This is a genomic window from Lactococcus sp. LG606, from assembly GCF_017309645.1.
GTDB lineage: Bacteria > Bacillota > Bacilli > Lactobacillales > Streptococcaceae > Lactococcus > Lactococcus petauri.
In genome coordinates, this window is record NZ_CP071301.1 from 527657 (window position 1) to 542508 (window position 14852).

Here is a 14852-nt window from a genome sequence, read left to right on the forward strand (position 1 = left end):
CAAATATCCTGGAGATAAATAATGTAGAGTAATGAAATTAAAGGAAGAAATTTCAATAAATTTAAGTGAATTTTTTAGTAAATATAAGATTTGTTATGATAAAATGAAAGTGAAAAGAAGGTAAGAAGTCGAGCATATTTAATGCTAGCCAAGATATATTATTGGATGTTCGCGAGAGTGTACATTTTTAAAATATGCTGTTTAGGAGGAATGACCATGATTTATAAAAAATATGGCGAAGTTTTTAAAAAATTACGCTTGCAGCACCACTTACTTTTAAGCGATTTTGAACGGGTTGGTTTATCAAAATCAACATTGTCCTATTTTGAAAATGGTAAATCAATGATTTCTTTAGATAAATTAGACCTTGCCTTACAAGAGATGCACACCACTTTTCGTTCTTATATGCTAATGATTAATAATGATGAGGAGGATTATTGGTTATCTCAATTTAAGGAAATTGAGAAAGCTTACTTTAGCAATGACCTAAAAAAGCTTCAGGCTATATACATGAAAAATGTAAAATATGATATGGAAGAAAACCAAGTCATCGCTCTCTCAGCAAAAGCTTGTTATATAAAGCTTTCAACTGATGAAATAAAGTATATAGAAAACAAGCTTAAGTCTTATCAAGTTTGGCATAGTTATGAAATGTATATCTTAGTGAACACACTAGAAGAAATTAATCCCGACTTAGTTTACCATCTGATTGAAAGAATTCTATCACAAAATAGTCAGTATTTAAAAGAAATCACGGAATTTAGAAATTTATTAATTAGATTAATCATCCGTACCATTCTTTCCATGATTAGAAGAGAGCAAAAGAAATTTTCAGAGAAGTTAATAGAGGAATTAGATAAATTAACACTTGTTTTTGATACCTATGTAAGAATATCTTCTATTTTTGTAAAGGGATGTTGGATTTATAAATTTGAAGATAAAAATATGGGAACAAAACTTGTTAGTAGGTCTTTAAAGATACTATCAGAAATAAATGCTTTAGAGCTTCGGGGCATTTTTAAACATAATTTTGAGAAAATAAAAGGATAGACTTATCGTAAAGGATATATGTCTCACCACATTCATACTTAAAAATAGCAGTTACTGGCGCAATCGATCCAGTAACTTTTTTCATTTAAATTTTATTTTTAAAGTCTATAAAAGAGAAAATATAGCTAATATGAGTTCGATTTCTTGAACCATTTCTTACAAATTAAATCTGGGACTCAATGGATGAAGGTGCTTATAGCTCCTTGATGCCAGTATAAATGTATTGTGTGGACAATTACATCGAAAAAGAGATTGATTTAATTTTTTTCTTATTATAATATAATGATATAAGGAATAATAAAAAAGAAAGGACAATTCTAGAAGGGTAAAGTAGTTCTAGTGGTGTTGCCCATAATAGAAGGAGGAGGAGGAGAAAAAATGAAAAAATATCAAATATTACACAAAGTACTGTCTTTGAGAAGGCTTATGATGTTATCTGTCACGTTAATATTATTTATACTGTTAAATATAATACCTGTACGGGTTCTTGCAACAAATGGTGGAGTAGTCACAACTGCAGATAAAACTTATGCTTTTGACTACAAAACCCACATTCCTTGGGTCGGGGCTGCCAATAGCTTGTTTAAAGCTTCATTTAATATCCCCTCACCAGGTACAAGTACGATTGATGGCGACCGTTATCAGGGGACACTTACATTTACGAAATTGCCTAACAGTGATTACCGACTGGTAAAGGTGATTCCATACATGGATTCTCCTACTTTTACTATTACGAATTCTGGTGGATCTACAGCTGCAACTGGCTCTTATAACTGGAATGAAGCTCTCCAAGCTTGGACTCTTCCTAACCCACTGATAGACAATACGGCAACTAATGTTGATACGAGCCAAGCATTGAATGGCAGTGTGGGGATTAAAATCTACATGACAGGACCTTACACGAGTTTTATGCCATTAAGGACGCTAAAAAATGATCCCACATTGCTTGAAACAAGACCGGTGTTTTTAGTGGGAGATGTTGCTGCGCTTGCCCCTAATCTTGCGCAAAATATCCCTTTCACCTTATATCAAGAAAGAGCTTATGATGGTGATCCGAATAAATGGCATGCTTTCAACTTTAATGTCCCCGCCTTAGTGCAATACGAATATGATGGACAGGTTACGGGGACTAATCCTAATGATCAACTTGATTTAATTCCAGGAGAACTTGCTCATTTTGAATCTGAGGTAAATTTATCTTCAGCGCAGAAAATAACAGTTGATATGATATGGCAAGTAAGTAAAGATAAAGGTTTGTCCTTTAATGATATTTCTGAAAGCCTGACGAACTCAGCTGGTGATAAAACAATTCGTAAAACACTCGACTTTACTTCCGATATTTCAAATGAAGGTAATTTATACCGCTTAAAAATTACACCGCTAGATTCAATAAATAATGAATCCATTTACACTGAACCTGCTGTTTTAACATTCAGATCCGAGAGTTTAAGCTTTAATATTGCTTATGTCCTCAATGGTGGAACAAACCATCCTGCGAATCCTTTATCATATAGTTATGGTCAAGGAATAAGTCGTTTTGAAGTACCACAACGCGAAGGTTACACTTTCACAGGTTGGACAGATGGAGATGGTAACAGTATAACCAATATTCCTACCGATGCACAAGGAGACAAAACACTCCATGCAAATTGGAAAGCAAATACTTATAAAATAAACTATGTTTTAAATGGTGGAGAAAATTCGCAGCAAAATCCAGATTCTTATATTTATGGACGAGGAGTAAGCCATTTTGAACAAGCAACGAAGCAGGGCTATACTTTTACGGGCTGGACAGATCAAAAAGGTAAAAAAATAGAAGGCATATCAGCGCAAGAACAAGGTGATAAGATTCTCTATGCCAGTTGGGAAAAAGTTCCAGTAGCGTCAAATGAAAATGAAGAACCGAAAAATGAAGAAGTAGCAAAAAAACAGGAAGATACTAATGCTAGCATAAAAATAGAGAAGAGCACAGCATCACTGAGTACTAAGAAAACTCAAGATACTACTAGGTCGCTTGAATCTAGAAAAAAACTTCCGCTGACAGGTGAAAATGCAAAACCATATCTTTATGTCTTAGGAGTAAGCATTCTCGTCGCCCTTTCCTTGTTGGGGGTAAAAAAATACTTAATAAAAAGGTAAAATGAAATAAGAAAAAAGACTAGCCGAGAGCTAGTCTTTTTTGTCTGGCTTCTTTCAAAAAGCATCTAACTTGGTGAATTTTTTATTCTTGAGTTGGTAGACAACATCAGAGTTTTGAGCTACCTCTGTTTCATGAGTCACGATAATTACAAGTTTATGATCTTCATGCGCTATTTTTTTGAAAAGCTCGACAATTTGGCGCGTCGTATTTTCATCAAGATTTCCTGTAGGCTCATCCGCAATGATGATATCATGATTTAAAACAAGGGCGCGTGCGATAGCCACACGTTGCTGCTGTCCTCCTGAAAGTTTACTTATAGGCTTGTATATTAAGTCCTCTGTCAAACCAACTTTTTCCAAGCTATCAATAATTGACTGCTTCTCATCGTCAAAGGAGACTTTTGAGATCCTGAGCGCTGTTTTTACATTTTCAAAAGCTGACATATAGGTTAATAAATTATAAGCTTGAAAAATGGTAGAAACGATGTTCTTACGATAATTGGTGAGCTGATTTGCTTTTATCTCGTCTCCATTAAGTTTAATCTGTCCAGACTTGGGCATATCTAAACCTGCTAGAAGAGAGAGTAGTGTTGTTTTTCCACTTCCAGATTGGCCGAGAATACTGTACATAATTCCTGCTTCAAAAGTTTCTGTGACATCTTGAAAGAGGTAATCTTCAGGATGGTTATAGTAGTAAGTCAAATTTTCAATGTTTAATACTGTCATAATGTCCTCCTTCTTTAATTTGTCAGCACTTGTTTAGGGTTTAAGCGTAAAATACCAATTGCTGCTAAACCAACGGCCACAAGCGTAATCAAGAGTGCAAGAGCTGCTAAAATCGCGATTTGTTGAGGATTTGTTTTAATTTCGAGCTCATTTATGGCCTTGAGCTGTTCATTATTTTGTCCCATACCAATCGCCGTACGCATTCCGCCAGGTTGAGCATTAGGACCTCCTTTTTCAGCCTGAGGTCCATCTTCTTGTCTTTGAGTACCATTTATTTGGGTAGGTTGATTGGTTTGACTGGTTTGAGTTTCTTGATTAAGTAACTGTTGGCCGACGGCATTGCCCACAAAGTTACCAGTAGCTGAGGCTATACCGATAGAAACGACCATTATCATAAATAGTTCGGTAAAGAATTGCGCCACAATTTTTCCTTTTGACTCGCCTAAGCTCATCAAGACACCAATTTCAAAGCGGCGTTCTCGCACCATGAGCATTACGATAAGCGCAAGGATGATGGCACCTGCAAGTGTCACAAGGATAACAATATTTTTAGAAAAACTGCTGATATTGTTCAGAGGTTGTAGCATTTGTTGGTAAATAGCATCATTAGACTGTACTTCAAATTTATCTGTATCGATAAGCTTGGTAGCTTCTTTGACAAACTTCTCTGAATCTTCTGGGTTTTCCAGATTAAAGATTGCACTTCCAAGCGTTCCTGTTTTACCATCGATTTGGTTTGGCACACTCAAAGCAGTGTATATCTGATTGGCTGGGTTCATAAAGCTAAAGTCTGCGGCCAAATCATTTTCTGTTGAACCTGATTTGTAAAGTCCTACAACAGTCATTTTGTAAGTTTTATCATTACTATCTTTGAGGGTAAATGTTGAGTTTACTTTGAGGTTGTTCTGTTTAGCCAAGCTCTCTTCAATGACAACATTATTCGTTCCTTCATCAGAGGACTGAATCGCGCGTCCAGAGGTTATTTTATTTGTCCCACCCGAAAACTCTGAAGAGGCGAGCAAGTCGTTTGTACCAACGATTTTGAAATCACCGGGAGTACTTCCGCTCATTTCCGGCCCTGCCATAAAGACAGCTCCTTGTTTATCATTATTTTCTGAGGTGTCAGATTGACTGATTGCTTCGATATTGCTTTCGGCATTTGCTGTAGCTTGTTTTGTATACGAGTAAGATTTTACTCCAGAAAGTTTCGCTATTTTTTCAGCATCTGCTTGAGTAATGTCAGGCATATCAGACTTGTTCGTTTTCCCTGTTGAATCATTCTTAGAAAAATTTTCCATCATTGCAGAACGATTAATGGAGAGTGTAACAGTCGCTCCGGCACTCTTCTTCGCATTTTCGATGGAACGGTTAGAAGCTGTATGAATAACCAAGCCCGAAAGAACAAAAATAAGTATAGTTGAAAAGGCCACAATAAGTAGAAGGGTTCGTGATAGTTTGGCTTTAGTAAAAAGCCAGGCACGTCTTATAAAATCCAAATGAGATTCTCCGTTGTCTAAATTAATAAAACAAATTGTATGCTTATTTACTTAAAAATTAGTTAAACGATACATAAGCGAAACTTAAGAAATATTTTATTGTAAAAAAGAGATGCGTTAGTAACTTTGAGTAGAGAGTTTAAGTCAATATTCTTGAAATTAATTAGAAAATGGAGTATTATTGACCAGTCAATGATTGATTAGTCAATTATTGTGGAAAAGAATAAAAGTCACAGAAAGAGGATGGACATTTGATTATTGTTAATGCTAAATTTTTTATCAAAGACGAAAAAAGAGAAGAATTTTTAAGAGATACAGAGGAACTGATTGCTTCTTCCAGACAAGAAGAAGGATGTTTAGCTTATGATTTATACGAAGCAGTGCTTTCAACAAATAAATTTGTGATGATTGAAAACTGGGCTTCTTTAGAAACAATCGAAAAACACAACACCAATCCTTTGCTGCTAGCTTTCGCGCAAAATATCACTAACTATAGTGTTAAAAAGCCGGAATTGCAAATTGTAGAGAAGGGGTAAAATAAGCTTATGTCAGTCATAACAACTATTTTAGGAGTCTTGGTCGCCATAGAATTCTTTTATATTACCTATTTAGAAACGGTAAAAACGACTTCTGATGCAACATCTAGAGTGTTCAAAATGACCAGCGAGGATTTACAAAACAAAAACGTCCAAGTACTGTTTAAAAATCAAGGTATATACAACGGGTTGATTGGTATTGGGATACTTTATGCACTGTTTGTTTCTGCCGCACGCATTGAATTATTGAGTGTCTTCTTGGTATATATTATTTTAGTTGCGCTGTATGGGAGCCTCACGAGCGACCGCTTCATTATTTTTAAACAAGGTGGTTTAGCCATCTTAACTCTACTTAGTATTATTTTCTTCTAAATAGATAAAGTAATCCAACACTGAACAACAGTTTTTATAATAATTCCTAAGCTTTATAAGAAGGTATAAGTGAGTCCAAACTGGAAAGGAAAGAAAAAAATGACGAAAAAAATATTAATCATAGAAACAAATACGCCCAAATATGATAAGACAAATAGAGCTACAGGGCTCTGGTTGGGAGAGACAACTCATTTTTATGATGAAATAATCTCTGCAGGTTATGAAGTTGACTTTGCAAGTCCAAAAGGTGGCTATGTTCCCCTTGATCCTGAAAGTTTTAAATATGCGAACGAAATCGATTGGAAATGGTATACAGAAAGAAGTTTTAGGGAAGATGCTCTTTCCAACACGAAAAAAATAACGGATTTAAATCCTCAGGATTATGGCGCTATATATTTTACAGGTGGTCATGGTGTACTGTGGGATTATCCCGAAGATAAAGAGTTGATGAAAGTCGCTGAAGCAATTTATTATGCAGGTGGATTTATAACGTCTGTTTGTCATGGTGCAGCTGGTCTTTTGAACTTGAAAGATGAAGAGGGGCAATACCTTATAAAAGATAAAGTCGTTACCGGATTTACAAACGAAGAAGAAGAGCTTAATGGAACAACAACTGCTGTCCCTTTCTTAACCGAAACCGAGTTAAATCAACGTGGAGCGCGATACAAAAAAGCCGCAGCTTTCAAAGAGTATGCTATTAGAGATGGGCGAATAATTACTGGACAAAATCCTCAATCTCCCCAAAAAGTAGCTGAATTACTTGTAGCTGAATTACGTAAATTAAACCACTAAAAAAAGAAGGCTCTACCTTCTTTTTTAGTTTGAAAAATAAGAGTGTTATGGTTTTCGTTTCATATTTTTCATAATGTTATTAAGTTGAGAGAGTTGCATAATCAAACTATTATAATTAATTTCATCAGATTGTCCTGCAAGTTCTTGTCCAACTTGTAGGGAAATAGCAGGAAGCATTTTTTTGAGTTTTTTTCCATCTACACTTAAAAATAGTTTGACAATACGCTCATCCGAACGCGAACGTTTTCGAACAAGATATCCTTTTTGTTCCAATTTCTTTAATAAAGGACTTAAGGTACCAGAATCTAAATATAATTCTTCCCCCAACTCATTCACGGTCATGCCATCTTCTAATGCCAGCAAAGCAATAAAGCTTGTGTATGTTAAGTCATACTTTTTTAAATACGGCTTGTACTGTTTTATAATTTCTTTAGAAGCAATGTATAGTTGAAAGCAAAGTTCCTTGTTTAAAATCGAATTACTCATAGTGTCCTCCCAAATATTTTTATTATAACTGATTTCATATATTTGTCAAATTCAATTATATTTAGTAAAATTAAATTGTGCACAATTAAAAATAAAAAGAGGTAAGGTAATGCAAAAAATATTTTCAACAAAAATGATAAATACAGGTGGCCGTAATGGTGAAGTCCACTCCCCCGATAATAGCTTTAAATTAGACATCGCAGCGCCAGGAAGTAAAGCTGTGGATGCGACAAATCCAGAACAGTTATTCGCAGCGGGGTATAGCGCTTGTTTTAACAGTGCTTTAGACTATGTCAAAAAATCAAGAAATGTTGATGGAGAATCAACTATAGAAGTAACTGTATCTCTCTATAACTTAAGTCAAGGCGCAGTACCTGACGTTGTTTTAGGTGTTGATATCGTAGGACATATAGACGGTGTAAGCTTTGAGGAAGCAAAAGAATTGTTAGAAATGGCCCATGAAACTTGTCCTTATTCTCGTGCGACAAAAGGTAATATTGAAGTTACGATTGATATTTTTTAAAACTGAGAAATACTGGTAGAATAAGTATCAGGGAATAATATAAATAGAGATAGCTACGAGCTATCTCTATTTGTTTAGACAATAACATAAAATATTATCCAATTATAAATTGTGCATAATAGACAAATAGTGTATAATTGTCTGATATATATATTCTAGGAGGAATTATTTTATGATTAAACTCATAGGTGTCTTGATTGTCTTGATTGGTTTTGTTTTCAAGATAGAGACCTTATTTGTTGTTGTTGTCGCTGGGATTTCTACAGGTCTGGTTGCAGGTTTGAGCATTCAGGAGATTCTAACTATTTTAGGTCAATCTTTTGTCGATAACCGTATGGTTTCGCTTTTTGTTTTGACTCTTCCAGTTATCGGTGTTTTGGAACGTAATGGCCTTCGCCAACGTGCAGTAGATCTTATTGGCCGTATCCAGTCACTTACAACAGGTCGTATTGCCCTTGTTTATGTTTTTATTCGTTTTATTGCAGGCGCAATGTCTATTCGTATTAGTGGTCATCCACAGTTTGTTCGACCACTCATTCAGCCGATGGCCAAAGCTGCCGCAGTGAGTAAATTTGGTGATGTGGAGTCTGAAGACGATGATATTAAGGCAATTTCTGCCGCAGCAGAAAACTATGGTAACTTCTTTGGGCAAAATCTCTTTGCAGGGAGCGCCGGTGTTCTCTTGATCACTTCAACCATGTCAAGTTTTAACTATGATGTTTCAGCCGTAGACGTAGCAGTTGCCAGTATTATCATGGCTGTCCTTGCTTTTCTAGTGACAGCTATCCAGTTTGTACTGTATGACAGAAAACTTCTTCGAAAATTTGGAAAGAAAGAGGTAAAATAAACCATGCAAGCTTTTATTGACGTTTCATTAAATATTTTTTATGTCCTTATGGGTTTACTCATGATTTATATGGCCTATAAAGCTTTAACTACAATACAGGGAAGCAAACGTTTCGGAACGGCTCTTTTTTGGATTTTAATTGCTATACCATTTATTTTTGGTGCACTTATCCCAGCCTGGCTTGTAGGACTCTTTATTGTTTTAAGCAGTTTACTTACACTAACTAAGCAAGTGACCTTTGGGAGATATAAAGCTTTGGACGACAACTTTGGCGAAAAACAGTCTAAAGTCTTGAAGAATAAAATCTTTATTCCTTCCTTTATTCTGGCATTTGTAGCTGTTGGCATTGCGATGGCTTTAGGTAAATTTACCAATGCTTCACTCTTTGCTATCGGTGTAGCTTCGGTTGTTGCCTTAGTGTTTGCATTGATAATGACAAAAGCAAAAGTGACAGAATCTGTGGAGGATGGCGCCCGCCTCTTTGATTCGATGGGGCCAGTTGCGATTTTACCACAATTGTTGGTTGCCTTAGGCGCACTATTTACAACCGCAGGTGTTGGTGAAGTTATCTCGCAAGGGATTACAGGCATTGTCCCTGCGGATAACCGCTTGCTCGGCGTAGTAGCTTATGTTCTTGGCATGGTGATTTTCACGATGATTATGGGGAATGCTTTTGCGGCTTTCTCTGTCATCACAGCGGGTATTGGGATTCCGTTTGTCCTTGCCCAAGGAGCAAATCCCGTAATTGCTGGGGCATTAGCACTGACTGCAGGATATTGTGGTACTTTACTGACGCCAATGGCAGCCAACTTTAATATCGTGCCTGCTGCCTTGCTTGAGATGAAAGATGAGAATAAAGTGATCAAGGTACAAGCGCCAGTTTCACTTACGCTTATCGTTCTGCACATCCTCGTAATGTACTTTATCGCATTTTAAAAAGGAGATTATTCTATTATGAAAATTTTGTTAACAGGTTTTGATCCATTTGGTGGTGAAGCACTCAATCCAGCTGAAGAAGCTGTGAAATGTGTTGCATCAGAAATCAACGGTGCTGAGATTATTAAGTTGATTATTCCGACAGTGCGTTATAAATCACTCGAAAAAATTGAAGAAGCTATTGAAAAACATCATCCAGATGTGGTTGTAAATATTGGCCAAGCCGGTGGACGCTTCGCGATTACGCCAGAACGTGTCGCCATTAATGTGGATGATTTCAGAATTCCAGATAATGAAGGCAATCAGCCTGTCGATGAGCCCGTAAAAGAAGATGGTGCTCCAGCATATTTCTCTACATTGCCAGTTAAAGCAATGGTTAGCGAATTAAATAAAGCTGGCATTCCTGGAACCTTGTCTAACACAGCCGGTACCTTTGTATGCAACCATGTTTTCTATGGTGTGTGTTACCTCTTAGAGAAAAAATATCCCGAAGTTAAAGCTGGTTTCATTCATATTCCTTATGCTACATCACAAGTCATTGATAAAAAAGATACACCTTATATGTCATTGGACGAGATTGTTAAAGGGATTGAAGTTGCCTTAGAAGCATGCACGCGCTATTCTGAAGATTTACGTGTTATTGGTGGGGAAATATGTTAAAGAAAGTTTTTGTATACGGTAGCTTACGTACAGACATGTTTAACTATGAAAAATATTTAAAAGGTGAGGTTCTGGAAAGTACACCAGCAAAAATTAAGGGCAATCTCTTTCATATTGAAAATAAGGGTTATCCCGCAATCTTTGACGGTGATTCAGAAATAATAGGAGAAGTTTTTACCTTTTATGACTTCTCAAAAAGTATTCGAACACTCGATGGTATGGAAAATTTTAACCCAGAAAGTCCAGAAAGCAGTGAGTACATTCGTCGAAGTACCACAGCCTCTCTCAGTAACGGCCAAACAGAAGAAGTTTACTATTATCACTATAATCCAAATGCAAGTCTTAATACCAATGATCAGTTAGTACCTGTTGACTCAGGAGACTGGTTGGAATATATGTTGCAGACGGTTGAATAAAAACAAGAAGTCGTTGGGCTTCTTGTTTTTTTGTTTTTGTTTTAGCTATATAAAGAAAACTTATAAAATATCTTTTATTCGATAAGCTCATTTTCGGCTTGTATGCGTGCTACTCGTTCAGAAATTTTGAGGAAAGGCAAATAAATAGCTACACCAATTATAAGAATAATAATCTGCACAAGAACTACTTTAATATCACCACCTGAACCTATAAATCCTGAAATGAGTGGAGGTGTGGTCCATGGAACCAAGTAAGCTAGTGGAGCTACGAAGCCGATAGCGGTTGCAAAATAACCAATAAGCGCCCCAATAATTGGATTTAAGACAAATGGGATAATCATAGGCAAATTAAAGACAATAGGCATCCCAAAAATAATAGGTTCATTTATATTGAAGAGACCAGGGGCAAGTCCTAATTTTGAAACATCTCGATATGGTTTGAACTTGACGAAGAAGAAGACAGCAATTAATAGAGAAATTGTTGCGCCTGTTCCGCCCATTTGAGCATAGACTGTCTGAAAATTAGTGTTAAGTATGTGAGGAGCTGCTTGTCCAGCTTGGACAGCTGCCATATTTTCATTCATATTAACTAACATGAAAGGTTCTGTTAGAACCGCATTGATAACAGACTGATGTATCCCAATACCAAAGAGGAAATTCCCGAAAGAATAAATCAAAAGATAGCCAGGGAGTGATGTGTTAACCGCACGTAATGGCTCTTGGATTCCCTGTGAAATGACAGAAATCATATCGGTATTAAATACGGATATCATGATAGCACTAAGAATACCAAAAACAGTTACCGTAATTATTGTGGGAATAAGTGTAGAAAAGGCTTTTCCCACAGCATAAGGCACTTGATCACCAAGGTTTATTTGTAAATGTTTATTATTGGCTAATCTCATATAAAGCTCTGTTGATAGTAGACCAACAATAATCCCAGCAAACATTCCTTGAGTTCCTAAAGCTGAATAAGGAAGAATACCTGTGATGGACACAGGTTCCTCAGCTCCATCTGGAATTAAAGAATAGTTCATCGCCATCATCACAGTTAGAACTGTTAAGGCAATAGGTACGGCACCAATAGGATTTTCAAAATTTTTGTTTTTAGCCAAGAAAAAGGCAATAGCTGCAGCAGCGAGTATGCTTGCAATATTGAGGGTTCCATTAGTTACAACATTACCAAAGACTTGAAATTTTTCTAGAGTATTACCAGAAAAAATCCGAGGAAAGATAACATTGTTGGCAAGAACTGCAAGTCCAGCCATGATGAACATAGGCATAATGGTTGTAAAAGCATCACGTAAAGAACGTAAATGAACTTGATTTCCTAATCGTGCTGAAAACATGGTGAATTTTTCAACAAAACTTTGCTTTTCTTCTGTCATCAGTCCTCTCCTCCTATATTTTCTTTAGCAGGATAAATATTTTGACCATTGGTACGGATAACTTCTTTAAACCAGTTGTAAGATTTTTTAGGAACCCGCTTCATGTCTCGTAAATCATGGTTGGTACGATTTACATAAACAAGTCCGTAACGCTTGCGCATATCACCTTGGGAGCTTAAAATATCGATGAGTCCCCAGCCTAGATAACCTAAACATTCAACGCCATCCAGATACATGGCATCAAACATAGCCTTGATATGTGCTTCATGGTACTCAATACGGTAATCATCTTGGATTGGGGTTTTACCATCCCATTCCTCTTGTACACCAATTCCGTTTTCGATAGGAAAGAGTGGAACATGGTAGCGTTGGTACATCTTGTTCATCACATCTCTAAAACCAAGCGGATCAATCTGCCATTGCCACTCAGTTGCTGGGATATGTGGGTTAAGGGTTTTACCAAAATCAGCATAGAAGTTGGGAGCAGTTCCTTCTGGAATAGTCTCAGCACTTAAAGTTGAAGAAGCATAATAAGAAAAGGCAATCCAATCGTTCTTATGGTTTTGAATACTTTCCATTTCACCAGCTAAGATATTCATATTGATCTTGCTATTTTTAACAAAAGCATCTTGCATTTTAGAATAACGCCCATGAACATAACAATCCATCAGAGTGTAATTCACAAATTCGTCCCATTCACGGGCAACTTTGATATCGTCCGGTTTAGAAGTAGCAGGGTAAAATTCACTGTAGGCTAGCATACCACCGATTTCTGCATCAGTTGTTGCATGAATATGATTAGCAATTTCTGCATGACAAACCATAACATTATGAAAGATTTGATAAAGAGCTTCAGTAGATTTTTCGCCTAAATATCCAGCGATTTTAAAACCTTCGTTAAAATGGAAGATGTTTTGCTCGTTGAAAGTTAACCAATATTTGACTTTGTGTGCAAAGCGGTCGACCATTTCTTTACCAAAACGGATGAAGGCATCCTTGACGTGTTTACTGACAAAACCATTGTATTCTTTTGCTAACTTTAAGGGCATATCGAAATGATAAAGACAAATCATAGGCTCAATACCGCGTGAAATGAGAGCATCAATAAGACGATCATAATAAGCAATGCCTTCTTCATTGAATGCACCATCTCCATCAATAACAACGCGTGACCAAGAAATTTGGAAACGATACATATTCATCCCTAAATCCTGTATAAAGTCAAAATCCTCTTCAAAGTTGTTATAGTTGTCATTAGCAAAATGCCAGTCAGAACTTGTTTCAGTAGCTTCTACAATATCATAAACTGATAAAGATTTTCCACCTTGATCCCAGCCACCTTCTGTTTGCATACTGGACACGGAATTGCCCCAAAAAAAGTTTGTTTGTACCATAAATATCTCCTATACATGTAATTGATCTATCTTATAAGAAATGACTTTTAAGATAGATTCATTTTCAAAAGTTTTTGTAAACGCCTACATTTTTATTATAATAAATAAAATAAAGTTGTAAATAGCTTTGTAAAGTAAAATGTTTACATAAGAGAGGAGAAATTGTATGAGGAAGTATATCAAGATTGTAAAACATATCAAAGAAAAGATAGCAATAGGGGAATATCCAGTTGGCAGTAAAATTCCTCGACAAGAGGAATTTGCTGAAGAATTTAACACTAGTCGTGTCACAGTGTCAGAAGCCTTTAAATTATTGCAGTATGAAGGAATTATTGAAAGTATCAAAGGTAAGGGGAGTTATGTTACATCTGCTTACTTTGTTCGACAACATTTAAGTGAAATGTTACCTTTGTCTAAGCTTTTTCCCAAAAGTGCGTATAGCAAAGTAGTATCCTTCGATATCCGTCCTTGCGACAATTTGGAAAAAGAGAAATTAAAACTCAAAAGCAATGAAGAAATTTATGAAATTATACGCTTAAGAATGATTGGAGAACGCCCTAAGGAATTAGAATACACCATAATGCCCGTTTCCCTTATACCCGGAGTTACTTACGAAGTTTTAGAGAATTCTATTTACGAGCATATACAGAAAAAGTTAGGTTTGAAAATTGATAAGGGAGTGAGAATTTTTCGAGCAGATACAGTTGACCACTATGACATGAAGTATCTTAATGCTACTTCTGAGGGAGCTATTTTTGAAATTGAACAGGTTGCTTATTTATTAGATGGTCGCCATTTTGAGTATTCTCATACGCGATTTTTACACAATAGTATTGAGATAACTTCAGAAGTAAATTTGAGTAACGAATCATAGTGAATTCCTAAATGATCCATCAACAAGAGTGAATTAAATGGTAAACATAGGATTATTATGTTATACTTCTTTTGGAAAACGTATACAAAAAATTCCAATGCAAATATAAGTGAGAAATACTAATTGAAAATCTTAATTCTCAGTTCAATACAAAAATAAAACACACAATAAAAACCCTGACACAATAAAAAGTGCCAAGGTTTTTTTATGAAACACA

At 36.0% G+C, this 14852-nt stretch carries 16 protein-coding genes; 11 read left to right on the forward strand and 5 right to left on the reverse strand.

Features of this window, described 5'->3' with window-relative positions:
- The first annotated feature begins 216 nt into the window (after positions 1 to 216).
- Both J0J35_RS02665 and J0J35_RS02670 read left to right on the forward strand, forming a co-directional pair.
- On the forward strand, positions 217 to 1050 hold the full coding sequence (locus tag J0J35_RS02665) for an Rgg/GadR/MutR family transcriptional regulator (protein ID WP_206917588.1): 834 nt from the start codon (positions 217 to 219) through the stop codon (positions 1048 to 1050).
- Between the two features lie 378 nt (positions 1051 to 1428).
- Complete coding sequence (locus J0J35_RS02670; protein WP_206917591.1) at positions 1429 to 3189, forward strand: InlB B-repeat-containing protein; 1761 nt, start codon at positions 1429 to 1431, stop codon at positions 3187 to 3189.
- 54 nt (positions 3190 to 3243) lie between these two features.
- Here J0J35_RS02670 and J0J35_RS02675 read toward each other — a convergent pair whose 3' ends face one another.
- Both J0J35_RS02675 and J0J35_RS02680 read right to left on the reverse strand, forming a co-directional pair.
- Positions 3244 to 3915: an ABC transporter ATP-binding protein gene (locus J0J35_RS02675; RefSeq protein ID WP_206917594.1), complete on the reverse strand. Its 672-nt coding sequence runs from the start codon at positions 3913 to 3915 to the stop codon at positions 3244 to 3246.
- Positions 3916 to 3929: 14 nt separating this feature from the next.
- Positions 3930 to 5411, reverse strand: a complete 1482-nt coding sequence (locus J0J35_RS02680) for an ABC transporter permease (RefSeq protein WP_206917596.1) — start codon at positions 5409 to 5411, stop codon at positions 3930 to 3932.
- Between the two features lie 251 nt (positions 5412 to 5662).
- Between J0J35_RS02680 and J0J35_RS02685 the strand changes: the two genes are divergently transcribed.
- The 3 genes from J0J35_RS02685 (at position 5663) to J0J35_RS02695 (ending at position 7111) form a co-directional block, all read left to right on the forward strand.
- Positions 5663 to 5947 carry a putative quinol monooxygenase gene (locus tag J0J35_RS02685; protein WP_206917598.1) on the forward strand — a complete coding sequence of 95 codons (285 nt, stop codon included), beginning with the start codon at positions 5663 to 5665 and terminating at the stop codon, positions 5945 to 5947.
- A gap of 9 nt (positions 5948 to 5956) precedes the next feature.
- Entirely contained in the window at positions 5957 to 6319 is a 363-nt protein-coding gene (locus J0J35_RS02690; RefSeq protein ID WP_165719573.1) for a DUF1304 domain-containing protein, read from the forward strand.
- Positions 6320 to 6418: 99 nt separating this feature from the next.
- Positions 6419 to 7111, forward strand: coding sequence for a type 1 glutamine amidotransferase domain-containing protein (locus J0J35_RS02695; protein WP_086582686.1), 693 nt, complete (start codon positions 6419 to 6421; stop codon positions 7109 to 7111).
- Positions 7112 to 7156: 45 nt separating this feature from the next.
- Here the strand turns inward: J0J35_RS02695 and J0J35_RS02700 are convergent, their stop codons facing one another.
- Positions 7157 to 7597 carry a MarR family winged helix-turn-helix transcriptional regulator gene (locus J0J35_RS02700; protein WP_086582511.1) on the reverse strand — a complete coding sequence of 147 codons (441 nt, stop codon included), beginning with the start codon at positions 7595 to 7597 and terminating at the stop codon, positions 7157 to 7159.
- Positions 7598 to 7706: 109 nt separating this feature from the next.
- Here J0J35_RS02700 and J0J35_RS02705 point away from each other — a divergent pair, with 109 nt between their 5' ends.
- From J0J35_RS02705 to J0J35_RS02725, 5 genes are all read left to right on the forward strand, one after another.
- On the forward strand, positions 7707 to 8120 hold the full coding sequence (locus tag J0J35_RS02705) for an organic hydroperoxide resistance protein (protein ID WP_019292531.1): 414 nt from the start codon (positions 7707 to 7709) through the stop codon (positions 8118 to 8120).
- Positions 8121 to 8292: 172 nt separating this feature from the next.
- The gene (locus tag J0J35_RS02710) at positions 8293 to 8967 is read left to right on the forward strand and encodes a DUF969 domain-containing protein (RefSeq protein WP_017370240.1); all 675 of its coding nucleotides are present in this window, start codon (positions 8293 to 8295) and stop codon (positions 8965 to 8967) included.
- A gap of 3 nt (positions 8968 to 8970) precedes the next feature.
- Positions 8971 to 9903 (forward strand): DUF979 domain-containing protein, encoded by a 933-nt coding sequence (locus J0J35_RS02715; RefSeq protein ID WP_206917599.1) that lies wholly within the window; start codon positions 8971 to 8973, stop codon positions 9901 to 9903.
- Positions 9904 to 9921: 18 nt separating this feature from the next.
- A complete protein-coding gene (pcp, locus tag J0J35_RS02720) occupies positions 9922 to 10563 on the forward strand; it encodes a pyroglutamyl-peptidase I (RefSeq protein WP_206917601.1) in 642 nt (213 codons plus the stop codon).
- Positions 10557 to 10979 (forward strand): gamma-glutamylcyclotransferase, encoded by a 423-nt coding sequence (locus tag J0J35_RS02725; protein ID WP_206917604.1) that lies wholly within the window; start codon positions 10557 to 10559, stop codon positions 10977 to 10979. Before pcp ends, J0J35_RS02725 begins: the two co-directional genes overlap by 7 nt.
- Before the next feature lie 74 nt (positions 10980 to 11053).
- Here the strand turns inward: J0J35_RS02725 and J0J35_RS02730 are convergent, their stop codons facing one another.
- Positions 11054 to 12367 carry a PTS sugar transporter subunit IIC gene (locus tag J0J35_RS02730; protein ID WP_206917606.1) on the reverse strand — a complete coding sequence of 438 codons (1314 nt, stop codon included), beginning with the start codon at positions 12365 to 12367 and terminating at the stop codon, positions 11054 to 11056.
- Positions 12367 to 13719 carry a glycoside hydrolase family 1 protein gene (locus J0J35_RS02735; RefSeq protein WP_242534106.1) on the reverse strand — a complete coding sequence of 451 codons (1353 nt, stop codon included), beginning with the start codon at positions 13717 to 13719 and terminating at the stop codon, positions 12367 to 12369. The genes J0J35_RS02730 and J0J35_RS02735 overlap by 1 nt, the downstream gene beginning before the upstream one ends.
- A 208-nt stretch (positions 13720 to 13927) precedes the next feature.
- On the opposite strand from J0J35_RS02735, the gene J0J35_RS02740 reads away from it, so the two are divergent.
- A complete protein-coding gene (locus tag J0J35_RS02740) occupies positions 13928 to 14635 on the forward strand; it encodes a GntR family transcriptional regulator (protein ID WP_206917610.1) in 708 nt (235 codons plus the stop codon).
- Positions 14636 to 14852 lie beyond the last annotated feature (217 nt).

Bases quoted from the DNA above. Each gene is read 5' to 3' on its own strand.
- pcp (WP_206917601.1), top strand. From the start codon at position 9,922: ATGAAAATTTTGTTAACAGGTTTTGATCCATTTGGTGGTGAAGCACTC.
- J0J35_RS02725 (WP_206917604.1), top strand. From the start codon at position 10,557: ATGTTAAAGAAAGTTTTTGTATACGGTAGCTTACGTACAGACATGTTT.
- J0J35_RS02740 (WP_206917610.1), top strand. From the start codon at position 13,928: ATGAGGAAGTATATCAAGATTGTAAAACATATCAAAGAAAAGATAGCA.
- J0J35_RS02695 (WP_086582686.1), top strand. From the start codon at position 6,419: ATGACGAAAAAAATATTAATCATAGAAACAAATACGCCCAAATATGAT.
- J0J35_RS02735 (WP_242534106.1), bottom strand. From the start codon at position 13,719: ATGCAAACAGAAGGTGGCTGGGATCAAGGTGGAAAATCTTTATCAGTT.
- J0J35_RS02705 (WP_019292531.1), top strand. From the start codon at position 7,707: ATGCAAAAAATATTTTCAACAAAAATGATAAATACAGGTGGCCGTAAT.
- J0J35_RS02730 (WP_206917606.1), bottom strand. From the start codon at position 12,367: ATGACAGAAGAAAAGCAAAGTTTTGTTGAAAAATTCACCATGTTTTCA.
- J0J35_RS02700 (WP_086582511.1), bottom strand. From the start codon at position 7,597: ATGAGTAATTCGATTTTAAACAAGGAACTTTGCTTTCAACTATACATT.
- J0J35_RS02670 (WP_206917591.1), top strand. From the start codon at position 1,429: ATGAAAAAATATCAAATATTACACAAAGTACTGTCTTTGAGAAGGCTT.
- J0J35_RS02690 (WP_165719573.1), top strand. From the start codon at position 5,957: ATGTCAGTCATAACAACTATTTTAGGAGTCTTGGTCGCCATAGAATTC.
- J0J35_RS02715 (WP_206917599.1), top strand. From the start codon at position 8,971: ATGCAAGCTTTTATTGACGTTTCATTAAATATTTTTTATGTCCTTATG.
- J0J35_RS02675 (WP_206917594.1), bottom strand. From the start codon at position 3,915: ATGACAGTATTAAACATTGAAAATTTGACTTACTACTATAACCATCCT.
- J0J35_RS02665 (WP_206917588.1), top strand. From the start codon at position 217: ATGATTTATAAAAAATATGGCGAAGTTTTTAAAAAATTACGCTTGCAG.
- J0J35_RS02710 (WP_017370240.1), top strand. From the start codon at position 8,293: ATGATTAAACTCATAGGTGTCTTGATTGTCTTGATTGGTTTTGTTTTC.